This is a genomic window from Acidimicrobiales bacterium (genome assembly GCA_041394265.1).
In the GTDB taxonomy this organism is placed as follows: Bacteria; Actinomycetota; Acidimicrobiia; order Acidimicrobiales; family SZUA-35; genus JBBQUN01.
The window spans coordinates 1,862,853-1,880,204 of the sequence record JAWKIO010000005.1; the positions used below are offsets into that span (position 1 = coordinate 1,862,853).

Below are 17,352 nucleotides of genomic sequence, written 5' to 3' on the forward strand. Positions count from 1 at the left end.
ACCACCGCGGACACGCGTCGTCCGGAGGATCATGGGAACGGTCGCTCTCACTGTCGAATCGCAGCGATCCGCGACGCTGACCGTCAGTGAGATCTTCGGGCCGACGGTCCAGGGCGAAGGACCATCGGCCGGACGTCGGTGCGCATTCGTCCGCCTTGGGCGCTGCGACCTCACGTGTGCGTGGTGCGACACCCCCTACACCTGGGATTGGCGCGGCGTCAACGGACGTCGCTTCGACCCCGCCGACGAGCTGGAAGACCGCCCGATCGCACACATCCTCGAACTCGTCGACCGCATGGCTGTCGACCGCGTCGTCATCACGGGGGGCGAGCCCCTCCTCCAACGGCGCTCGCTGACGAAGTTGGTCGAGGAGCTGCAGCAGCAGGGGCGGAGCGTCGAGATCGAGACCAACGGTCGACACCGCCCACTTTCGATCGATGGCGTCCAGTACAACGTCTCTCCCAAGCTTGCGTCATCCGGAGTGGACGCCAGCGTGCGGTTGCGCGCCGACTCCCTCGACCAACTCGCAGCCGAACCGAACAGCATCTTCAAGTTCGTCTGCTCGGCACCGGCCGATCTCGAAGAGGTGGCCGCCATCGTCGAACGCCACGCGATCGCGCCGGACCGAGTCTGGATCAGTCCCCTTGGCACGACTCCGTCGGCGATCGAGGCCTCGCTTCGCTCCGTCGCCGACGACGTCGTCGAGCGAGGCTGGAATCTCTCATCGCGCCTCCACGTCCTGGCCTGGGGTGATGCCCGTGGCCGATGAAAGGAACACCGTCATGACTCATCCATACGCCCGAGCGCTCAGCCGATGCGTCGGCGACGTCGACGACTTCGCCGCCACACGTTGGGGAAACGGCTCGTCGGTGCATTGCGGCACCGAACCGTTCGACGACCTCTTCGATCTCGATGCGTTCGACCGACTCGTCGGGGCGTCCCTGCCGACGTCGGTGGTCGACGTCATCACCAGCGGCGAGTTGGTCGACGAGTGCTCACTCGTCGTCGAAGAACGCGACCGCGGCACCGCAGTGCGCGGGGCCATCGATCCGGCGAAGGTGACGGCGGCGTACCGAGGTGGTGCCACGGTCGCCCTTCGTTCGCTCCACCACCTGTGGCCCCCGCTCCGAGACTTCACCGCCGAACTCGAACGCTCCACTGGACTGCGAAACTACGCCCAAGCCTTCCTCACACCTCCCGGCGGGCGAGGTCTCCGCCCACACATCGACCATCACGATGTCTTCGTGATGCAGGTCAGTGGCAACCGCGAGTGGTGGGCCGAGGACATCGGCCACGTCACGCTGCACCCCGGCGAAGTGCTCTACATGCCGATCGGCACCCGACACCGAGCGCGAAGCGTCGACACGCCAAGCATCCACATCTCGATCGCCATCCTTGCGAATACGTACCGAGAGCTCGTGATGCGACTGCTTGAGTCCGGAACGGCCTGGCTCGACGAGCCGCTGCCACTTCCGATCAACGCCGAACCGAACGACGTCGCACGGCGACTCGGCGAGCACATCGATCGGGCCTGCCAACACCTTCGATCGATCGACCTCGACCAAGCCGCACGGCTCCAGCTCGAGCGACTCGTGCGCCCGCTGCCGGCGGGGACCGGTGCGTTGAAGTCTGCGGTTCTGAGCGCGACGATCGACGACGACTCGCTGGTGAGTCCGGCCACGCTCAATCAGATGCGTGTCCACCCGGGGTACGGGGGGCAGGTGGTTCTTCGAACACCCGACTCGCTGATCTCGCTGCCAGAGGAATACGAGCCGGCACTGCACCGCATTGCGTCAGGCGGACCATTCCGCGTCGGCAGTCTCGCCGAGCTGGAGGCGCCGTCTCGGGAGGCCCTCGTTCGCCGACTCATCGAGCATGGGTTCCTCGAGATGTCCACGGCATAGCGACTGCGTCGACCAACGGTGGGCGCTCGGCGACGTGGATGGGAGAGACTCGACACGGGTAGGGTCGCTGGGTGCAGGACACACGTGACCGAGTGATCGGAGCGGCTCGGTCGGCCTTCGCCACGCACGGCTACGGCGGAGCGGGGCTACGAGGCATTGCCGCCGATGCCGGCCTCAGCACGATGGCGATCTACACCTATGCACCGTCGAAGGCCGCGCTCTACGAGCTGGTGTACGCCGACGGCATCCGCCAGATCTACGAGGCCTTCGCCGCGGTCATCGCCGAATGCACCACCCTGGTCGACGAAGTCCACGCACTCATGCGGTGCGGCGGCGACCTCCTGGAACGCGATCCCGACCTCCTCCGCTTCACCATTCGCGTCGTCCTCGACCGGGAGCATCCCGATCTTCTCGGACTCCAGCTGGTGACGCCGCCCTACGAGGAGTTCTTCCGTGATCTGGTCCGGCGCAACATCGACCGCGGCGAGCTCGTTGCCGACGACGGTCCAGCCCTGGTCCGCTTCGTGACCACGCAGCTCTGGGGGCTCACGGCGATGGCTGCAGTCGACCCGTCCCAGGTCGACCGCGCGGTCGAGGTGGCGATCGCAGCCGCCGACGGCTACCTCGCCCGCCGCGACGAAACCCGCGAGGACAGCGGTGGCGGGTCGTTGGTGACTCGTGGGAGCCGTCGGAGCCGGTAGACCGCGGTCACCAACCGGGTCCAGATGCGATCGCAGTCGACGAACGTACGCTTCACGGCGCCACCTCGGGTTCGAGCCGCAGCGTCGTCCGACCGTCGAGCTGCCAGGTGAACGACGCTCGACCGTCGCCATCGGCCGTGCACCGCTTCGTCTCTCCGGACGCCGGGGCCGTGACCAGATAGGTCGTCGCAGGATGGAGCTGGCGCAGCCCGACGGTGGCGAGCACCGGCTCACGCCACGGCTCGAGCACCACATCGAGCGAGGTCTCGTCGGTCGATCGGGCCAGCACGACGATCACATCGTCCCAAGCGAGCGAATCGACGACGGGCCCCGACGGCGGGACGTAGCCCCGTACGTTCAACTGTGCCGTCGTCATCGGCGAGGACCACCGCACGATCATGTGACCGGCGAGCGCCGATGACCCAGCCTTCAGCGGGCGGTCGGGCCAGCGCTGCCCGGTTGCACACTGGCGAGCGAGCGAGGCCAGCGACGCATCGGCGAGTCGGGCTTCGCCGACGGCGCGCGCTCCGGCGAGCACGCCGGTCCACGAGGGCAGCGCGCTGGACCGGGTCCGGTGGCGCTCGGGAACCTCCGGTAGTTCGAGGTCGAGCACGCCGTCATCGATCTTCGCTGCGAGCGCACCCATCTTCGCCGGCGCCGTCCGGAGCTCGAGCGCCGCCGCCCGCCGTGCGTGTGCCGGGAGGATGTCGGCGAAGCGATTCGACCCTGCGGCGAAGTAGTGGCCGCCCGGAACCTCGCCGGTGTCCCACGACAGCCCGACGTGGTTGGAACGGATGTGGGCATAGGAACCATCAGGCGTGAGGTATTCCTCGTCGAGCGTCCGCCGCCACTGGGGCTTCACCTCGTCCCACAGGGTCGAGCCGTGGAGCGTGCCGTGCCCCCTGAGCGACTGCGCCCCCATGATGTTGCAGACGGTGAACGACCATCCCGGCTCGCAGGGGAAGAAGCCGAGCCGACTCCGTTCGTAGTTGGCCCGGATGGCAGCGACGAGCGAATGGTGGTCGTAGGAGAACGTCCGCCCGTCCGACCAGACGAAGTTCAGCGAACCCGGCTGGTCGTAGCGATCCGAACCGGTCGCCGCCTCGTACATGTTGACCACATCGCCGAGGAAGGCCGAGAACATGATGTTGTCGCGAACGATCGGATCCGGATTGGTGTCGAAGTTGCCGAGCACGTTCAGCGTGCGCCAGTACTTCCAGACGCGCAGATCGGTGTGCTTGTCGATCAGCTTGGCCAGAGCGCGCTCCACCTGGGCGGGCGCATTGGGGACGTAGTTCGCGGCGAACACGCTGAGCGCCCAGCAGTAGGCGTTGAGCTGGTAGCGCAACTGCGTGCCGCCGTGGAACTGCTCGCCCCAGTCCAATCCCTTGAGCCCGTCATCGGGCTGGAAGGCGAGATCGTAGGCAAACCGGACGAGCTCGGCGTCGATCTCGTCGGGCATCCGCACCGGCGAATATCGCTCCGGAAGATCCGCCGACGCCAGATACTCGTTGAGCTCGGGGATCCGCGCCCGCTTGCTTCGGTAGCGGGACTCAAAGCGCCAGACCATCCGCCCGAGCGTGGCCAGCGCCAGCAGGTAGGCGACCGGGATGGCCCATCCCCAGTGGCTACCGCGATCGGTCCAGAGACGCGGACCGTCGGCGAGGATCACGGACAGCACCACCGAGCCGAGCCACACGATCGGAATCGCCGCGTGGGCGCTGAGACCCCACCACAGCACGAGGGCGACGACCATCAGGGCGAGGGTGGTGACGAAGAGCACGGGTGCCGCGTCGTAGAGCAGGCCGGCACCGGGGAAGACGAGCGACAGCCCGGCTGCGGTTGCACGGGGCGAGCCGACGCCGAACACGAGCCACGCCCCGATCGCCTGCAGCAGAACGAGCGCGGCGAGCGGTCGGGCGAGCAAACGTCGGCTGGAGGGTCCCAGCCGTGGTGGCGATTCGGGAAGCAGGAGAATGGCGTCGTCGGCGACGAGCTCGGGGGAACGATCGGTGACGGTCATCGTCGGTCAGCTCCGTTTCGGACGAACCGGGATCGGCTCCCGGTGCAGGGTGACCTGCGGGCGGCGGGTGATTCGGTGGAACTGCTGCACGAGGCGCACCCAGGCTCGAGCGCAATTGACGAACATCGAGATCATGCCGCGACCTCGGGAACAAGTCGAAGCCCGACCGCACGCTCGAGACGGACGGCGGTCGTGCCGCGACCGTCGTCGTCGGCGAGCACCGACGCAAGACCTTCGCCATCGGCTGCGGTGAGCCGATACACAACGCCCGGGCGCAGCGCAGAGAACGTCAAGTCGATCGAGTCCGTTGGTGCCGCTTCGACGGCCCGGACCGACAGGTCGAGCGAGACACCGTCGCAAGAGCGGGCCACCGTCACCATTGCCTGCGGCCACGGGACCGACCCGAGGATCGGTCCCTCGGGCGGCACGTAGCCACGCAGGTTCAACGACGCGGTGGTCTCCGGACCCGCCCATCGGGTGATCATGTGGATCGCCATGTTCTGGACCCCGGCGGCCAGTGGACGCTCGGGCCAACGCTCGCCGGTTCGGCACTGGCGGTCCGACGCACGCAACACCGCTCCGAGCAGCTCGGCGTCGCCCATCATCCGCGACGCGCCGACGAGCTTCGACCACGAGTTGAGCGCGGTGTCGCGTACTCGATTTCGTTCGGGTTCTGGCGGCAACTCCATCGCCAGTTCACCGTCGACCATCGAGGCACGGAGCGCGGCCAGCTTACGATCGAGACCTCTCGTTGCAAGCGCACGCCCGCGCTGAGCGAGGTCGGGTGCGACGTCGGCGAAGCCGTTGCTCCCCGTGACGAGATACTCCCCGCCCGGCGTCTCGCCGGTGTCCCACGACAGGCCGGTGCGCGTGCAACGGATGTTGGCGAAGTTTCCGTCGGGCAGGAGGTACTCGTCCTCGAGCGTCTGTCGCCAACGATCCCGGTACTGCGACCAGAGCGGGCGTCCGTGCAGCACTTCGTAGCCAAGCAGTGCTTGGGCACCGATGGTGTTGCACGCGGCGAAGGCCCAACCCGGCTCGCACGGGAAGAACCCCGACTCGCTCTCGTCGAAGTTGCGCCGTACTTCGTCCATCCACGAGTGGTGGTCGTAGGCGAACGTTCGGCCGTCGGACCAGACGAAGGTGAGCGCACCGGGTTGGTCGAAGTACGTGGAGCCCGTCGCTGCCTCGTACATGTTGATCTGGTCGCCGGTGAACCCGGAGAACATGATGTTGTCGCGGACGATCGGATCGGGGTTGGCGTCGAAGTTCCCGATCCGGTTCAGCGTGCGCCAGTAGCTCCAGACTCGCAGGTCGGTCTGCTTGATCACGAGGTTGCGGAGGACGAGCTCGATCTCGGTCGGCGCATTCGGTAGCGAGTTCGCTGCGTACTGAGCGAGTCCCCACCCCAGGTAGTTGAGTTGGTAGCGGACACAGGTGCCGCCGTGGAACTGCTCGCCCCATTCGAACCCGTCGAACGAGTCGATCGGCTGGAGTGCGAGTTCGTAGCACCAGCGGAGCAGTTCGGCGTCGGTCTCGTCGGGTTCGCGCCAGGCGCTGACCGGATCAGGGACCGACACCGCCCCCAGGTACTCGTTGAGCTCGGGCACTCGGGCCCGCTTGGTGCGGAATCGGTGCTCGAAGCTCCACACGGTCGCAGCGATCGTGACCAGGGCGGCCGCCACGACCACGGGGATCGCCCAGTCCCACGACGCTCCGTCGTCGGTCCACAGTCGAGGTCCGTCGGCGAGAAGGGTTGCCGCAACTGCAGACACCGCCCAGACCGTCGGCAGCGCCCAGACCGCACTGATGGCCCACCACAACACGATGGAGACGACCACGCCGACCAGGCTCGCGGCGAGGAGCAACGGCGCAGCGTCGTAGAGGAAGCCGCCACCAGGGAACATCAGTCCGAGGCCGGCCGCTGTCGCCCGTTCCCCGCCGACGGCGAACACGAGGATCGCACCGATCGCCTCGGCGGCGCCCACCACCAGGGCCGTTCGAGTCAGCAACCGGCGGGTCACCGGACCCATCCGGAGCGGGCGCTCCGGCAGCAGAGGGATGGCGCCCGGACCGGGTGACAGGGTGGGCTCGACGGTGAGGGTCACGATGCGACCTCCTGGTTGGCGACGGGGGCGGAAGCACGAAGGCGAGTGGCAAGGGTGTCGAGAGCGACCGCAAGCGGGTCGTGGGCCACGGTCGGACGGGCGAGGATGCGTGCCGCTTCGGGATCGTCGACGAGCGCGGTCCAGATCCGGGCGGCGGCAACCGTCCGCTCGTCGCCGGCGAAGACGGTGCCCCGAGCGGCTGCGCCGAAGGCCCGACGTCGAAGGGCGGACCAGTCATCGTCACCGATCCAGCCGGCCGCCCGGGCGAGGGCGGTGGCGGCGGTGTGCTCCCAGTCGTCGGCTCGGCCGGCGGCGACGGCAAGCGGTGTCCAGATCCACGCCGGGCGGTGACCGCGGCGCAGGCCGAGATGCGAGTGCAGGAGTTCGCCGACGCGACGGGCCGGCTCGGGGTCGATCGGGTCGAGCGCGATGGCGGCAACGACGGCGTCGAACAGCCGGACCCAGGTCGGCTCACTGGCCGGGACGCCAGCCCAGGCGCGGACGGCATCGGCCCGCAACTGCGCCACCTGATCGGTGGTGAGCGCCCCGACACCCAGCCGAGCCGTTCGAGCTGCGGCGTGGTCGACGCGGAACGGATCGCCGCCACGGCGACCACGGGCGAGGAGACCGATTCGTCGGGCCCGGCGCTCGACGTCGGCGGCACCGACCGCAGCCGGCAACCGTGGATCGACTTCAGCCGGCGCGGCGCCTGCCAGTGGAAGCGTCAGTACCGAAACGGCGCGGCACCGGTCGAGCGGTGGGAGTGCCATCAGGTCGTCGAGTCCGTCGAGTCGGCGCGTCGAGCGACGCGCCGCCAACCGACCGACGATCGGGACCCGGCGCAGCGCAGACCGGAGCCAGGCGAGAGCGCCGACGACGAGGATGACCAGTGGGAACTCGTGGGCGGACTGTTCGATCGCCGGAAACGCAACGGCGTGGACCGTGGGCGGCATCAGACCCGACACCACGATGGCCAACCCCACGACCGCAAGAAGGATCGAGTCGAGTCCCCAGCGGAGCCAGGCGATCGTGGCGGCAACGGCCGCCAGCGTGAGGGCGACACCGACAACGAGGTGCTCGTCGTAGAGTCCGGCACCGGGGATCAGCAGACTCCTCGCCATGTGCTGACCTCGATGGCCGGCGAGCACGACGAGCACGGCGGGGAGTCCGACCGACAGCACGAGCGCGACGACACGGCGGCGCCGCAGGACGCCCGGCCATCGGTCATGCGCGGGTCCGCCGGCGGTCATTCCAACAGCGCTAGCGCGTCGAGGTCGAGGGCGTGGCGGCCGTGTCGCTGCGCCATCGCCGTGAGCATGTCGTCACCCCGCTCGGTCTTCTCGGCCAAGACCGTGGCGATCACCGTCATGGCGACACCCCACAAGCTCGAGAACCGGTAGTCGCGCCAACACGTGTCGGCGTCGTAGTCGATCCCGGTCGCAACCAGACGGCGACGATAGGACTCGACGAGCTCGCGTTCCGCCGACGCTCGGACGTCAGGGTCGAAGCAGCCACCGAGCAGGTATGCGATATCACTCGTGGCCAGGCCGACGTTCACGGTCTGCCAGTCCACCACGACGATCGGGGGCGCGCCGGGGTCTCGAGCAAACAGGAAGTTGTCGGGGCGGTAGTCCATGTGAACGAGCGTGGTCGGTGATCCGGTACCGAGTGCCCACTGCCCGACGGAGCCGGCGAATCGTTGGACGAGCTCCACCACATCGGCATCGAGACGGTGGCCGAGCCGATCGAGGAAGCCGCCCATGGTTGCGCCGTACATCATGTTGACGGCGGCGACCTTCTCCTCGTCCGACAGGTCGACCCCGAGTTTTGCCGCGAGGGTCGGATTGGCCCAGTGTGGCGCATGGAGGCCGACGGCCTCCTCGGCGGCCAGCGCCGCCTCATCAACGCTGAGGCCGGCGATCTGGTCGCCCTGCACCGAGCCCGACACGTCTTCCATCAGCAGGACGAAGTCCGGGGCCTCCGGGTCGAAGTGCGCCGCATAGATCGCAGGCGTTCGGATCGAAACGGTGTCGACGAGGTCGTGGTAAAAGAACCACTCCTTGATGTAGGTGCCGTTGGCGAAAGCTGCGGCTCGAGCGGCGGGATCCGCGGACGGGAACTTTGCGACGACCGACGCCGGGCGGTCGGTCGGGTCGTCCCAGGTCAGGGCGAACCGAGCGTTGCGGCCCGTCTGACCGGTACCGATCTCGCCTCGGAACTGCACGCCCGTGACCGTCGCGCCGCCGGCAACGCCGGCGGCACCAAGTGTCGCCGTCAGCCAATGCTCGTCGATCGATTCCGGCGTGCCTCGCACGTCGAGCGTCATTGGTCCCCCTGGTGATGTTCGGCGTCGTTCCGTACGACTGTACAGTCGCCCGCCACATCGACACCAAACCATCTCGCCGATAGGTTCCGGCCCACCAGCGACGGGAGGACGCAGATGGGTCAACTGATCGACGGGATCGACGCCGGTGTCATGTTCAGCTTTCGGAATCCAGCCGGTTGGCGTCGGCCGTTCGTCGACGTCTACCGCGATGAGCTCCAACTGGCCGTCGAGGCCGAAGCGTTGGGCTTCGACACGATCTGGTTGACCGAACACCACTTCGCCGATGACGGATACTCGCCGTCGATCCTCACGATCGCGGCAGCGATCGCCGCCCGCACCGAGCGGGTTCGCATCGGCTTCAACCTGCTCCTACTCCCACTGCATCACGCCGTCCGCCTGGCCGAAGACCTGGCGACGCTCGACGTGTTGTCGAACGGGCGCATCGACGTGGGCGTCGGGCAGGGCTACGCCGTGCACGAGTTCGCCGGCTTCGGCATCGACCGAGCGGAACGGCTCGGTCGCTTCATCGAGGGTCTCGATGTGCTGAGCGGGTTGTGGGAGAACGAGGTGTTCTCCTACGACGGCAGGCACTACCACATCGACCGGGCCCGTCTCAGCCCTCGCCCGGTCCAGCAGCCTTCGCCACCGCTGTGGATCGGGGCCACGAGTTCCAAGGCGGTCGCCCGAGCCGGGCGCCGTGGGGCGCATCTGCTCGGGCTGGCCAACCGGCAGCTCCAGGCGACCTACGACGAGGCTCGCGCCGTCGCCGGGTTCGACGACGAGGCCAACGTGCTCCAGCTGCACTGGACGCATGTTGCCGCCGACAACGACACCGCATGGGCCGACGCCACCCTGCCGTTCCATCACCTCCTCGACGTCTATGCAGCGTGGGGCAACACCGCAGCCGAGGCCGACGGCAGCACCTTCCGCCAGGTCGTACCCGCTCCGGACCAGTTGCGAGACCCGGATCAGCGACTGATCTTCGATCCGGTCTTCGGGTCACCCGACGAGGTCGCCAAGGTGTTGACGGCGTCGATGCAGCGAGTGCGCACCACGCATCTGGCGCTCGGCGTTCTCCCGGGGATGGCGCCTCACCTCGTTCGCGACTCCCTCTCGCGCTTCGCGACCGAGGTTGCACCGCACCTGTGAGTGACGCCTTTCACCGACTTCGAATCTGAGTTAGATTCCTGCCGGGGACAGGACGGGAGGACCGAGTGGTGAGCACCGACTACGACGCACTGATCGAGCCGACCCGCATTCACGGCTCGCTCTACACCGACCCAACGATCTTCGCCGAGGAGCTCGAGAAGATCTGGTACCGCACCTGGGTCTACGTCGGCCACCAGAGCGAGGTGCCGAACGCCGGCGACTTCGTGCGCAAACACGTCGGCCCACAAGACGTGGTCATGACCCGCTCGGCCGATGGACAGATCCACCTCCTCGTCAACCGCTGCTCGCATCGTGGCAACCAGGTCTGCGTGAAGAACGACGGCAACGCCTCGAGCTTCCGTTGTCCGTACCACGGTTGGAACTTCGGCAACGACGGGCGCCTCCTGGGCTACCCACACCCCGACGGCTACGGCGGCCGTGATGCGCTCGACCCCGTCGAGCTGGGCCTGGCCCGCGTGCCTCGGGTCGACCAGCACGAAGGATTCGTCTTCGCCAGCATGGCAGCCGAGGGGCCCACCCTGCTGGAACATTTGGGTGGTGCCGCCGGCGAACTGACACGGCTCGCTCGCCTCTCGCCCGAGGGCGAGGTCGAGATCTCCACCGGCTGGCTGAGGCACCGGGCCCGAACCAACTGGAAGTTCGTCGTCGAGAACGAGACCGACGGCTACCACCCCCAGTTCGTCCACGGCGCCATCTTCGGCATCTCCGGCAGCCCGATCGGCGAGCTCTACGGCGAGCAGTCACCAGCAGTCACGAGGGCGTTCGCCAACGGCCATAGCGAGAACGACCTGCGCCCCGCCTTTCGTGAGCAGGGCCAGCCCATGGCCTGGTTCGGCACCACCGCCGGCCGAGTCCCCGACTACGTGGCCGCCATGCGAACCACCTACGGCGACGAGGCCGATCGCATCATGATCGACGGCGCACCACACGTGATGGTGTTCCCCAACCTCTTCATCGCCGAGATCAGCCTGTTCGTCATCCAGCCACTGTCGGTCGACCAGACCGTGCAGCACGTCACGTCGCTCCAGTTCAAGGGGGCACCCGACCTGAACCGTCGAATGCTGCAGCAATGCATCGGTTCGGTCGGGCCGGCGGGGCTGTTGCTCGCGGACGACGCCGAGATGTACGAGCGCAACCAAGCGGGTGTCGAGCAGCTCCAGCCCGAGTGGATCGACACCCGCCGGGGCCTCGACCGCGAGCGTGTCGACGTCGACGGCCACCCGATCGGCACGGCCAACGACGAGACGGCGATCCGCGGCTTCTGGTCGAACTATCACTCCATGATGGGCCGGTCGTGACCGACCACGATCAGCTGCGAGCCGTCGAACGATTCGTGTACCACGAAGCCCGGTTGGCCGATGAGCACCGATACGCCGAATGGGAGGAGCTCTGGACCGACGACGCCGTCTACTGGGTGCCGGCGGCGCAGATGGACGGACCCGGCGAGCACATGTCGATCATCTCCGACAACCGCCACCGGCTCGGCACACGGGTCAAGCAGCTCGAGTCGGGGCGTCGCTACGCCCAAGCTCCGCCGTCAAGGCTCCGGCGTGTCATCTCCAACATCGAGCTCCTCGGCACCACCGATCAGGGCGACCTCGAGGTCGGCGCCAACTTCGTGCTCGTCGAGGCCCGGGAACGGGGTTCGCACACCTTCGCCGGCCGCGTGACCTACCGCCTCCGCCCCACCGCCAGCGGCTACGCCCTGTCGTACAAGCTGGTCGACCTCGTCGATCGCGAATGGGCGCAACCGTCGATCGCCTTCCTCATCTGACCACTCGACCGTGCGCCAAGGATCGGACTTCCCCATGACTCGCTCGCTCATCGCCGACGGCACCATCCTCCTCGACCTCGCCGACAACGGGGTTGCCCATCTCACGCTCAACCGGCCCGAGGCGTCGAACGGGATGGACGTGCCGTTCCTCCAATCGCTCTACACCGCACTCATGGCCGCACACGGCGAGCCCTCGCTCCGGGTGCTGATCATCACGGGGGCCGGTCCGAACTTCTGCGCCGGCGGCGACATCAAGACCTTCGCCAGCAAGGGCGAGGCCCTGCCGGACTACCTACGGCAGGCCACCTCGTGGCTCCAGATCTGCACGGGCGCGTTGCTCGGCCTGCAAGCGCCGGTGATTGCCGCCGTCCACGGATTCGCTGCCGGCGGCGGTGGGTTCGGGTTGGTCTGCTCGGCCGACATCGTGGTGGCCGCCCAATCCGCCAAGTTCCTCGCCGGCGCCACCCGAGTCGGTATGGCGCCCGACGCCGGGGTGTCGGTCTCGCTCCCTCAGCTGGTCGGTGCCCGCAAGGCACTCGAGATCGTGCTGACCAACCCGATGCTGTCGGCGGCCGAAGCCCTCGAGATCGGGCTCATCACCAAGGTCGTCCCCGACGACGCACTTCTCGACGAAACGTTCGCCTTGGCCGACACGTTGGCCGCCGGCGCACCGAAGGCCCTCGCCGCAGCGAAGCGACTCGTCTGGTCGGGACTCGGCTCACGGGTCGAGGCGCAACTGGCCGAAGAGGCACGCACCGTCGCCGAACTCTCCGGCACTGCGGATGCCCGCGAAGGCCTGGCTGCGGTGATCGAACATCGCGGCCCGGTCTTCACCGGCGACTGACCTCTTTCCTTTCACCGCTCACGAACCAGGACGATGCCATGACCACTACCTCATTCGACGAACGACGCCAGGCGCTCGAAGCCCGTTTCCCGACCTGGACGCCGATGACCCTCGGTTCGTTCCTGGCCACCGCGGCCGCCGAGTTCGGTGACCGACCGCTGGTGATCACCGACGAGTCCACCACCACCTACGCCGAGGTCGACGCCTGGGCCACTCGGCTGGCTGACGGTCTGGCCTCGATCGGTGTCCGCCCCGGCGATCGGGTCGGGATCATCATGGCCAACTACCTCGAGTTCATCCCACTCAAGTTCGCCGTGGCCCGGGTCGGGGCCGTCGCCATCCCCTTCAACTACCTCTACCAGCGAGACGAGTTGGCCTACGTGCTCGGTCAATCCGAGTGCAATGTCCTCGTCACGATGACCGGCTTCGGTGGCCTCGATCAGCTGGCCATGCTCGACGAGATCGCCCCCGGCTGGGAGCAGTCCGGCGGTGGTGACGTCCTCCCCCACCTCCGCCAGATCGTGCAGTTCTCGACCGACGGCCGCGTCCGCGACGCGGTCATGACCATTGCCGATCTCGATGCTGCCGGCGCGGCATCACCCGGCGGCGCCGACGATTCCGGCGTGTCACCCGACGACAACGGCGACATTCTCTACACGTCGGGCACCACCGGTTCTCCCAAGGGTGTGATGGTGACCCACGATGCGATGCAGCGCACGGCGTACTCCTCGGCCCTCACGCGTGCGTTCGAGGACGGTCGCCGAGTCCTGTTCTCGCTGCCCTGCTATCACATGTTCGGCTACGTCGAAGGCCTGCTCGCCGCCATGTACGTCGGCGGCGCGATCATCCCGCGTACCGCCTTCTCTCCCGCCGACTACCTGGCCAGCATCGAGCGGCACCGGGCATCCGACATCCTGGCGGTCCCGACGATGTCGGTCGCCCTGGTCGAACACCCCGATCGTTCGACCCGCGACCTGTCATCGTGCCGGGCGATCCTGTCGGGAGCGGCGCCGGCGCCGGTCTGGTTGTGGGAGAAGATGCAGGCCGACCTCGGCATCGACGAGATCACCACCGGCTACGGGATGACCGAGTGCGGCGGGGCGATGACCCTGACCTTGCCCGAGGATTCGATGACCACGCACTCCACCACGGTCGGCCGAACCAAGCTGGCCGGTGTGGCCGGGCTCGACACCGACGACCACCCGATCTGCGTCTACAAGACCATCGACCCGATGACCGGCGAGGATCTTGCGCCCGGCGAGGAGGGCGAGCTCGCTTCGAGTGGTCCGACCCACATGCTGGGGTATTGGAAGAAGCCGGAGGAAACCGCCGAGTCGCTTCGAGATGGCTGGGTCTGCTCGGGCGACCTCGGGCGGGTCGACGAACGGGGCTACCTCCAGCTCACCGGGCGCAGCAAGGAGCTCTACAAGAGTGGCGGCGAACTCGTCATGCCCAAGGAGATCGAGGAGCTGCTGACCCAGCAACCGGGGGTGAGTCAGGCGTATGCGATCGGTGTCCCCGATGACCGCTGGGGTGAGGTGGGTTGCGTCTACGTCGTTCCCGAGGAAGGGGCCGAGCTCGACAGCGAGGCCTTGATCGAGGTCTGCCGAGCAAACCTCGCCCGCTTCAAGCGGCCGCGCCACATCCTCTTCATCACCCCTGCGGCATTGCCGACCACGCCGACAGGCAAGGTGCAGAAGTACAAGCTCGTGCCGATGGCCGTGGAGGCGTTGTCGAGCTGAGCAGCCAGCCGGTCGGCATCGTCAACCCAGAACGAGTTGGCGAAGCCGTTCGACCCGCGGATCGCTGCCACCCAGGTACGTGACGAGGACGCCGAGCACGCGGGCGACATCGAGCGTTCCCGCTTCGTGCATCGCTTCGAGATCGGCCCAGTCCTTGGTCCGATCGAAGAAGGCCTTGAACACGGCAAGATCGTCGCACCCCAGGAATGGGATCTCGGCCCCGGCGAACGCCTCGATCTGGACTCGATCGGCGACATCGGCATGGAACGGTGTGGTGTTGAAGAACACGTCGACCGGTGTGGTGTCCCACCACAACCGAGTCTGGCCATCGCGGATGATCTGCCTTCGGTCTTGGTCGCTGATCACCATCGCCTCGGGCAGCGCAGCGAAGACGAGCTCGGCCTGATCGATGTCGACGAACAGATTGACATCGATGTCGATCGTGCCTCGCGCCCGTTCCGTGCACCACGCCAGGGCGAGCGCTCCACCGAACGCGTGGGGGATGCCGGACGCGTCGAGTCGCGCATGGAGTTCGACGATTTGTTCGACCAGTCTCAACGGCCGAACACCGGTGCGTCGAGTCGTGTCGAGTGGCGCGCCGGGAAGGCCGCAGCGAGATCGAGGACGGCCTCCAGCTCGTCGCCTCGGGGCAGCGCCGCCGTTCCGCGGACCCGACGGCGCAATGTGGTGTCGAGATCGAAACCGGCGGCCTCGACGATTCGGTTCAACGTTGCGGCCGACGGGACCTTTCGTCTGCGCTCGTAGGCGGCCAGCGTCGAGTGCGAGGTCCCGGCCAGCGCGCCAAGCTCACGCAACGACAAACCCGAGCGGCGCCGAGACTCTCGAACCAACACTCCTGCGTCCATGGCAACATGGTATCCGATCGGATACCACCCGAGCAACGCTCGGATGTCAACCGAGCAACGCTCAGATGTCGCTGAGCTACGGCATGGCGAATCCTCCGCTGACCGACACCACCTGGCCCGTGAGTTGGCGGCCCATGGTCTCGGAGGCGAAGAACAGCACGGCGTTCGCGATGTCGGCCGCATTGGTGAGTCGACGGAGCGGGATCGAGTGGCGGATGTTGTCGAGCTGGGCGTCGTTGAAGATCGCCTCTCGTCCCCCGTCCCAAAGGCTGCCGGCGCCGATGGCGCCCTCCTCGGGCAGCACCACCCCCGGGCACACCACGTTGGCGCGGATGCCGTCGCGACCGTGCTCGCGGGCAATCGTGCGAGCGAAGGCGATCAGTCCGGCCTTGGCGGCTCCGTAGGTGGCGGTACGAACGGTGCCGAACGCCGCATCGCTCGAGATGAACACGATCGACCCACGGCCGGCCCGCTGCATGGGTTCGAGCACCGCATGGGTACAGACGAACGCCGACATCAGGTTGAGATCGAACGTCTTCTGCCACTCGGTCGCATCCGTCGCCTTGAAGAACGCCGGCACGCTCCAGCCGATGTTGTTGACCAGCACATCGACAGCACCGAAGTGACCGATCGCTGCGCCGACGATGGCGGTGCCCGCCCCTTCGCTGGTGACATCGACGGCAATCGACTCGACCTGCGCCGCACCTCGATCGAGCGCTTCGCGCACCACCAGGGCGGTCTGGTCGCGATCCCGATCGGCGATCAGGATGCGCGCACCCTCGGCCGCGAACGCGTGGACGATCCCACGCCCGATGTTCGAGCCTCCGCCGGTGACGATGACAGCTGCCGAACCAAGGCCGAGATCCATGGTGGAAAAACCTAATGAGGTTTCGAAAGACGAGCAAGAAGCTCGATCGCTCCGGGGAGTAGGCTCGCTCACCGATGGTCGCCAAGAAGACGCCCGCCGATCCATCGGCTTCGACCCCGGTCGGCACCCGGCCCCTGTCGAAGTCCGAGCTGACTCGCGAACGCATCATCGCTTCGGCTGCCCGCGTGCTCGCCGACCGGGGCTACGCCGGCACGAAGCTGAGCGACATCGCGCGAGCGGCGGGCATCCAGGCCGGCAGCCTCTACTACCACTTCGCCGATCGCGACGACATCGTCGATCACGTGCTCCGGCGTGGCGTCCGCGAAGTGTTCGACACCGTGCGGACCACCGTCGAAGCGTTGCCGAACGACGCCGACCACCAGCGCATCCTCGAAACGGCGATCCGGGCCCACCTGTCGGTGATCCTCGACCCCACCGACGTCGCCTCGGCCAGCCTGCGGCTCCTCGGTCAATTGCCGCCCGAGACCCAGCGCCGATACCGGGCGGCGCAACGAGGCTACGGCGACTACTGGCATTCGATCATCACGGCAGCGCAGGACCACGGCGCAATTCGCGCCGACATCGACCCGATCCGCCTTCGACTCCTCATCATCGGACAACTGAACTGGGTCGCCGAGTGGCCCAGGGCGGCAACGGCGGCCCGGGTCGACCTGGAGCGCGAGGCGGTGGCGCTGATCATGACCGGATTGCGGGGCTGAGCACCGTGGAACCGACCTTCGAGTTCGACGCTCCGCTGTGGCTCCACCCCGGCGGATCGTGGGTGTTCCTGACCGTGCCCGAGGACGAGAGCGACGTCATCCGCGAGCTGGCGCCGCACATCGGCGGGTTCGGCTCGGTGCGGGTCCGCGTCGAGATCGACGGTCACGAGTGGAAGACCAGCGTCTTCCCAAAGAAGAAGGCCGGACCCTACGACCTCCCCGTGAAGAAGGAGATCCGTTCCAAGGCGGGGATCGACGTGGGTGACACCGTGGCGGTCACGCTGACGATGCTGATGGGGTGACCGCC

The 17,352-nt window shown here is 67.5% G+C and carries 17 protein-coding genes; 10 read left to right on the forward strand and 7 right to left on the reverse strand.

Annotated elements, in window-relative coordinates; all coding sequences use genetic code 11:
- The first annotated feature begins 31 nt into the window (after positions 1-31).
- From R2733_09110 to R2733_09120, 3 genes are all read left to right on the forward strand, one after another.
- Entirely contained in the window at positions 32-769 is a 738-nt protein-coding gene (locus tag R2733_09110; GenBank protein MEZ5376655.1) for a 7-carboxy-7-deazaguanine synthase QueE, read from the forward strand.
- A gap of 13 nt (positions 770-782) precedes the next feature.
- Positions 783-1,904 (forward strand): cupin domain-containing protein, encoded by a 1,122-nt coding sequence (locus R2733_09115; protein MEZ5376656.1) that lies wholly within the window; start codon positions 783-785, stop codon positions 1,902-1,904.
- A 71-nt stretch (positions 1,905-1,975) separates the two neighbouring features.
- Positions 1,976-2,605 (forward strand): TetR/AcrR family transcriptional regulator, encoded by a 630-nt coding sequence (locus tag R2733_09120; protein ID MEZ5376657.1) that lies wholly within the window; start codon positions 1,976-1,978, stop codon positions 2,603-2,605.
- A 52-nt stretch (positions 2,606-2,657) separates the two neighbouring features.
- On the opposite strand, the gene R2733_09125 is transcribed toward R2733_09120, so the two are convergent.
- From R2733_09125 to R2733_09140, 4 genes are all read right to left on the reverse strand, one after another.
- On the reverse strand, positions 2,658-4,628 hold the full coding sequence (locus R2733_09125) for a hypothetical protein (GenBank protein MEZ5376658.1): 1,971 nt from the start codon (positions 4,626-4,628) through the stop codon (positions 2,658-2,660).
- Positions 4,629-4,759: 131 nt separating this feature from the next.
- Entirely contained in the window at positions 4,760-6,736 is a 1,977-nt protein-coding gene (locus tag R2733_09130) for a hypothetical protein (protein ID MEZ5376659.1), read from the reverse strand.
- Positions 6,733-7,986 (reverse strand): hypothetical protein, encoded by a 1,254-nt coding sequence (locus tag R2733_09135; protein MEZ5376660.1) that lies wholly within the window; start codon positions 7,984-7,986, stop codon positions 6,733-6,735. Before R2733_09135 ends, R2733_09130 begins: the two co-directional genes overlap by 4 nt.
- Complete coding sequence (locus R2733_09140; GenBank protein ID MEZ5376661.1) at positions 7,983-9,062, reverse strand: phosphotransferase; 1,080 nt, start codon at positions 9,060-9,062, stop codon at positions 7,983-7,985. Before R2733_09140 ends, R2733_09135 begins: the two co-directional genes overlap by 4 nt.
- Before the next feature lie 114 nt (positions 9,063-9,176).
- Between R2733_09140 and R2733_09145 the strand changes: the two genes are divergently transcribed.
- The 5 genes from R2733_09145 to R2733_09165 all read left to right on the forward strand — a co-directional run bounded on the left by R2733_09145 (position 9,177) and on the right by R2733_09165 (position 14,592).
- Positions 9,177-10,211: an LLM class flavin-dependent oxidoreductase gene (locus R2733_09145; GenBank protein MEZ5376662.1), complete on the forward strand. Its 1,035-nt coding sequence runs from the start codon at positions 9,177-9,179 to the stop codon at positions 10,209-10,211.
- 68 nt (positions 10,212-10,279) lie between these two features.
- Positions 10,280-11,530: an aromatic ring-hydroxylating dioxygenase subunit alpha gene (locus R2733_09150; protein MEZ5376663.1), complete on the forward strand. Its 1,251-nt coding sequence runs from the start codon at positions 10,280-10,282 to the stop codon at positions 11,528-11,530.
- On the forward strand, positions 11,527-12,006 hold the full coding sequence (locus R2733_09155) for an aromatic-ring-hydroxylating dioxygenase subunit beta (protein ID MEZ5376664.1): 480 nt from the start codon (positions 11,527-11,529) through the stop codon (positions 12,004-12,006). The genes R2733_09150 and R2733_09155 overlap by 4 nt, the downstream gene beginning before the upstream one ends.
- A 34-nt stretch (positions 12,007-12,040) precedes the next feature.
- Positions 12,041-12,850 carry an enoyl-CoA hydratase-related protein gene (locus R2733_09160; protein ID MEZ5376665.1) on the forward strand — a complete coding sequence of 270 codons (810 nt, stop codon included), beginning with the start codon at positions 12,041-12,043 and terminating at the stop codon, positions 12,848-12,850.
- A 38-nt stretch (positions 12,851-12,888) separates the two neighbouring features.
- Positions 12,889-14,592, forward strand: coding sequence for an AMP-binding protein (locus R2733_09165; protein MEZ5376666.1), 1,704 nt, complete (start codon positions 12,889-12,891; stop codon positions 14,590-14,592).
- A 21-nt stretch (positions 14,593-14,613) separates the two neighbouring features.
- Here the strand turns inward: R2733_09165 and R2733_09170 are convergent, their stop codons facing one another.
- The 3 genes from R2733_09170 to R2733_09180 form a co-directional block, all read right to left on the reverse strand.
- On the reverse strand, positions 14,614-15,150 hold the full coding sequence (locus tag R2733_09170) for a hypothetical protein (GenBank protein MEZ5376667.1): 537 nt from the start codon (positions 15,148-15,150) through the stop codon (positions 14,614-14,616).
- Complete coding sequence (locus R2733_09175) at positions 15,147-15,458, reverse strand: helix-turn-helix transcriptional regulator (protein MEZ5376668.1); 312 nt, start codon at positions 15,456-15,458, stop codon at positions 15,147-15,149. Before R2733_09175 ends, R2733_09170 begins: the two co-directional genes overlap by 4 nt.
- Positions 15,459-15,534: 76 nt before the next feature.
- Complete coding sequence (locus tag R2733_09180; GenBank protein MEZ5376669.1) at positions 15,535-16,326, reverse strand: SDR family NAD(P)-dependent oxidoreductase; 792 nt, start codon at positions 16,324-16,326, stop codon at positions 15,535-15,537.
- 74 nt (positions 16,327-16,400) lie between these two features.
- Between R2733_09180 and R2733_09185 the strand changes: the two genes are divergently transcribed.
- Both R2733_09185 and R2733_09190 read left to right on the forward strand, forming a co-directional pair.
- On the forward strand, positions 16,401-17,045 hold the full coding sequence (locus R2733_09185) for a TetR/AcrR family transcriptional regulator (protein ID MEZ5376670.1): 645 nt from the start codon (positions 16,401-16,403) through the stop codon (positions 17,043-17,045).
- 5 nt (positions 17,046-17,050) lie between these two features.
- Positions 17,051-17,347, forward strand: coding sequence for a DUF1905 domain-containing protein (locus R2733_09190; GenBank protein ID MEZ5376671.1), 297 nt, complete (start codon positions 17,051-17,053; stop codon positions 17,345-17,347).
- Positions 17,348-17,352 lie beyond the last annotated feature (5 nt).

Excerpts from the sequence above, each read along its gene's own strand:
- R2733_09125 (MEZ5376658.1), bottom strand. The coding sequence starts at position 4,628 with ATGACCGTCACCGATCGTTCCCCCGAGCTCGTCGCCGACGACGCCATT.
- R2733_09165 (MEZ5376666.1), top strand. The coding sequence starts at position 12,889 with ATGACCACTACCTCATTCGACGAACGACGCCAGGCGCTCGAAGCCCGT.
- R2733_09135 (MEZ5376660.1), bottom strand. The coding sequence starts at position 7,986 with ATGACCGCCGGCGGACCCGCGCATGACCGATGGCCGGGCGTCCTGCGG.
- R2733_09175 (MEZ5376668.1), bottom strand. The coding sequence starts at position 15,458 with ATGGACGCAGGAGTGTTGGTTCGAGAGTCTCGGCGCCGCTCGGGTTTG.
- R2733_09110 (MEZ5376655.1), top strand. The coding sequence starts at position 32 with ATGGGAACGGTCGCTCTCACTGTCGAATCGCAGCGATCCGCGACGCTG.
- R2733_09160 (MEZ5376665.1), top strand. The coding sequence starts at position 12,041 with ATGACTCGCTCGCTCATCGCCGACGGCACCATCCTCCTCGACCTCGCC.
- R2733_09145 (MEZ5376662.1), top strand. The coding sequence starts at position 9,177 with ATGGGTCAACTGATCGACGGGATCGACGCCGGTGTCATGTTCAGCTTT.
- R2733_09115 (MEZ5376656.1), top strand. The coding sequence starts at position 783 with ATGACTCATCCATACGCCCGAGCGCTCAGCCGATGCGTCGGCGACGTC.
- R2733_09140 (MEZ5376661.1), bottom strand. The coding sequence starts at position 9,062 with ATGACGCTCGACGTGCGAGGCACGCCGGAATCGATCGACGAGCATTGG.
- R2733_09180 (MEZ5376669.1), bottom strand. The coding sequence starts at position 16,326 with ATGGATCTCGGCCTTGGTTCGGCAGCTGTCATCGTCACCGGCGGAGGC.
- R2733_09185 (MEZ5376670.1), top strand. The coding sequence starts at position 16,401 with ATGGTCGCCAAGAAGACGCCCGCCGATCCATCGGCTTCGACCCCGGTC.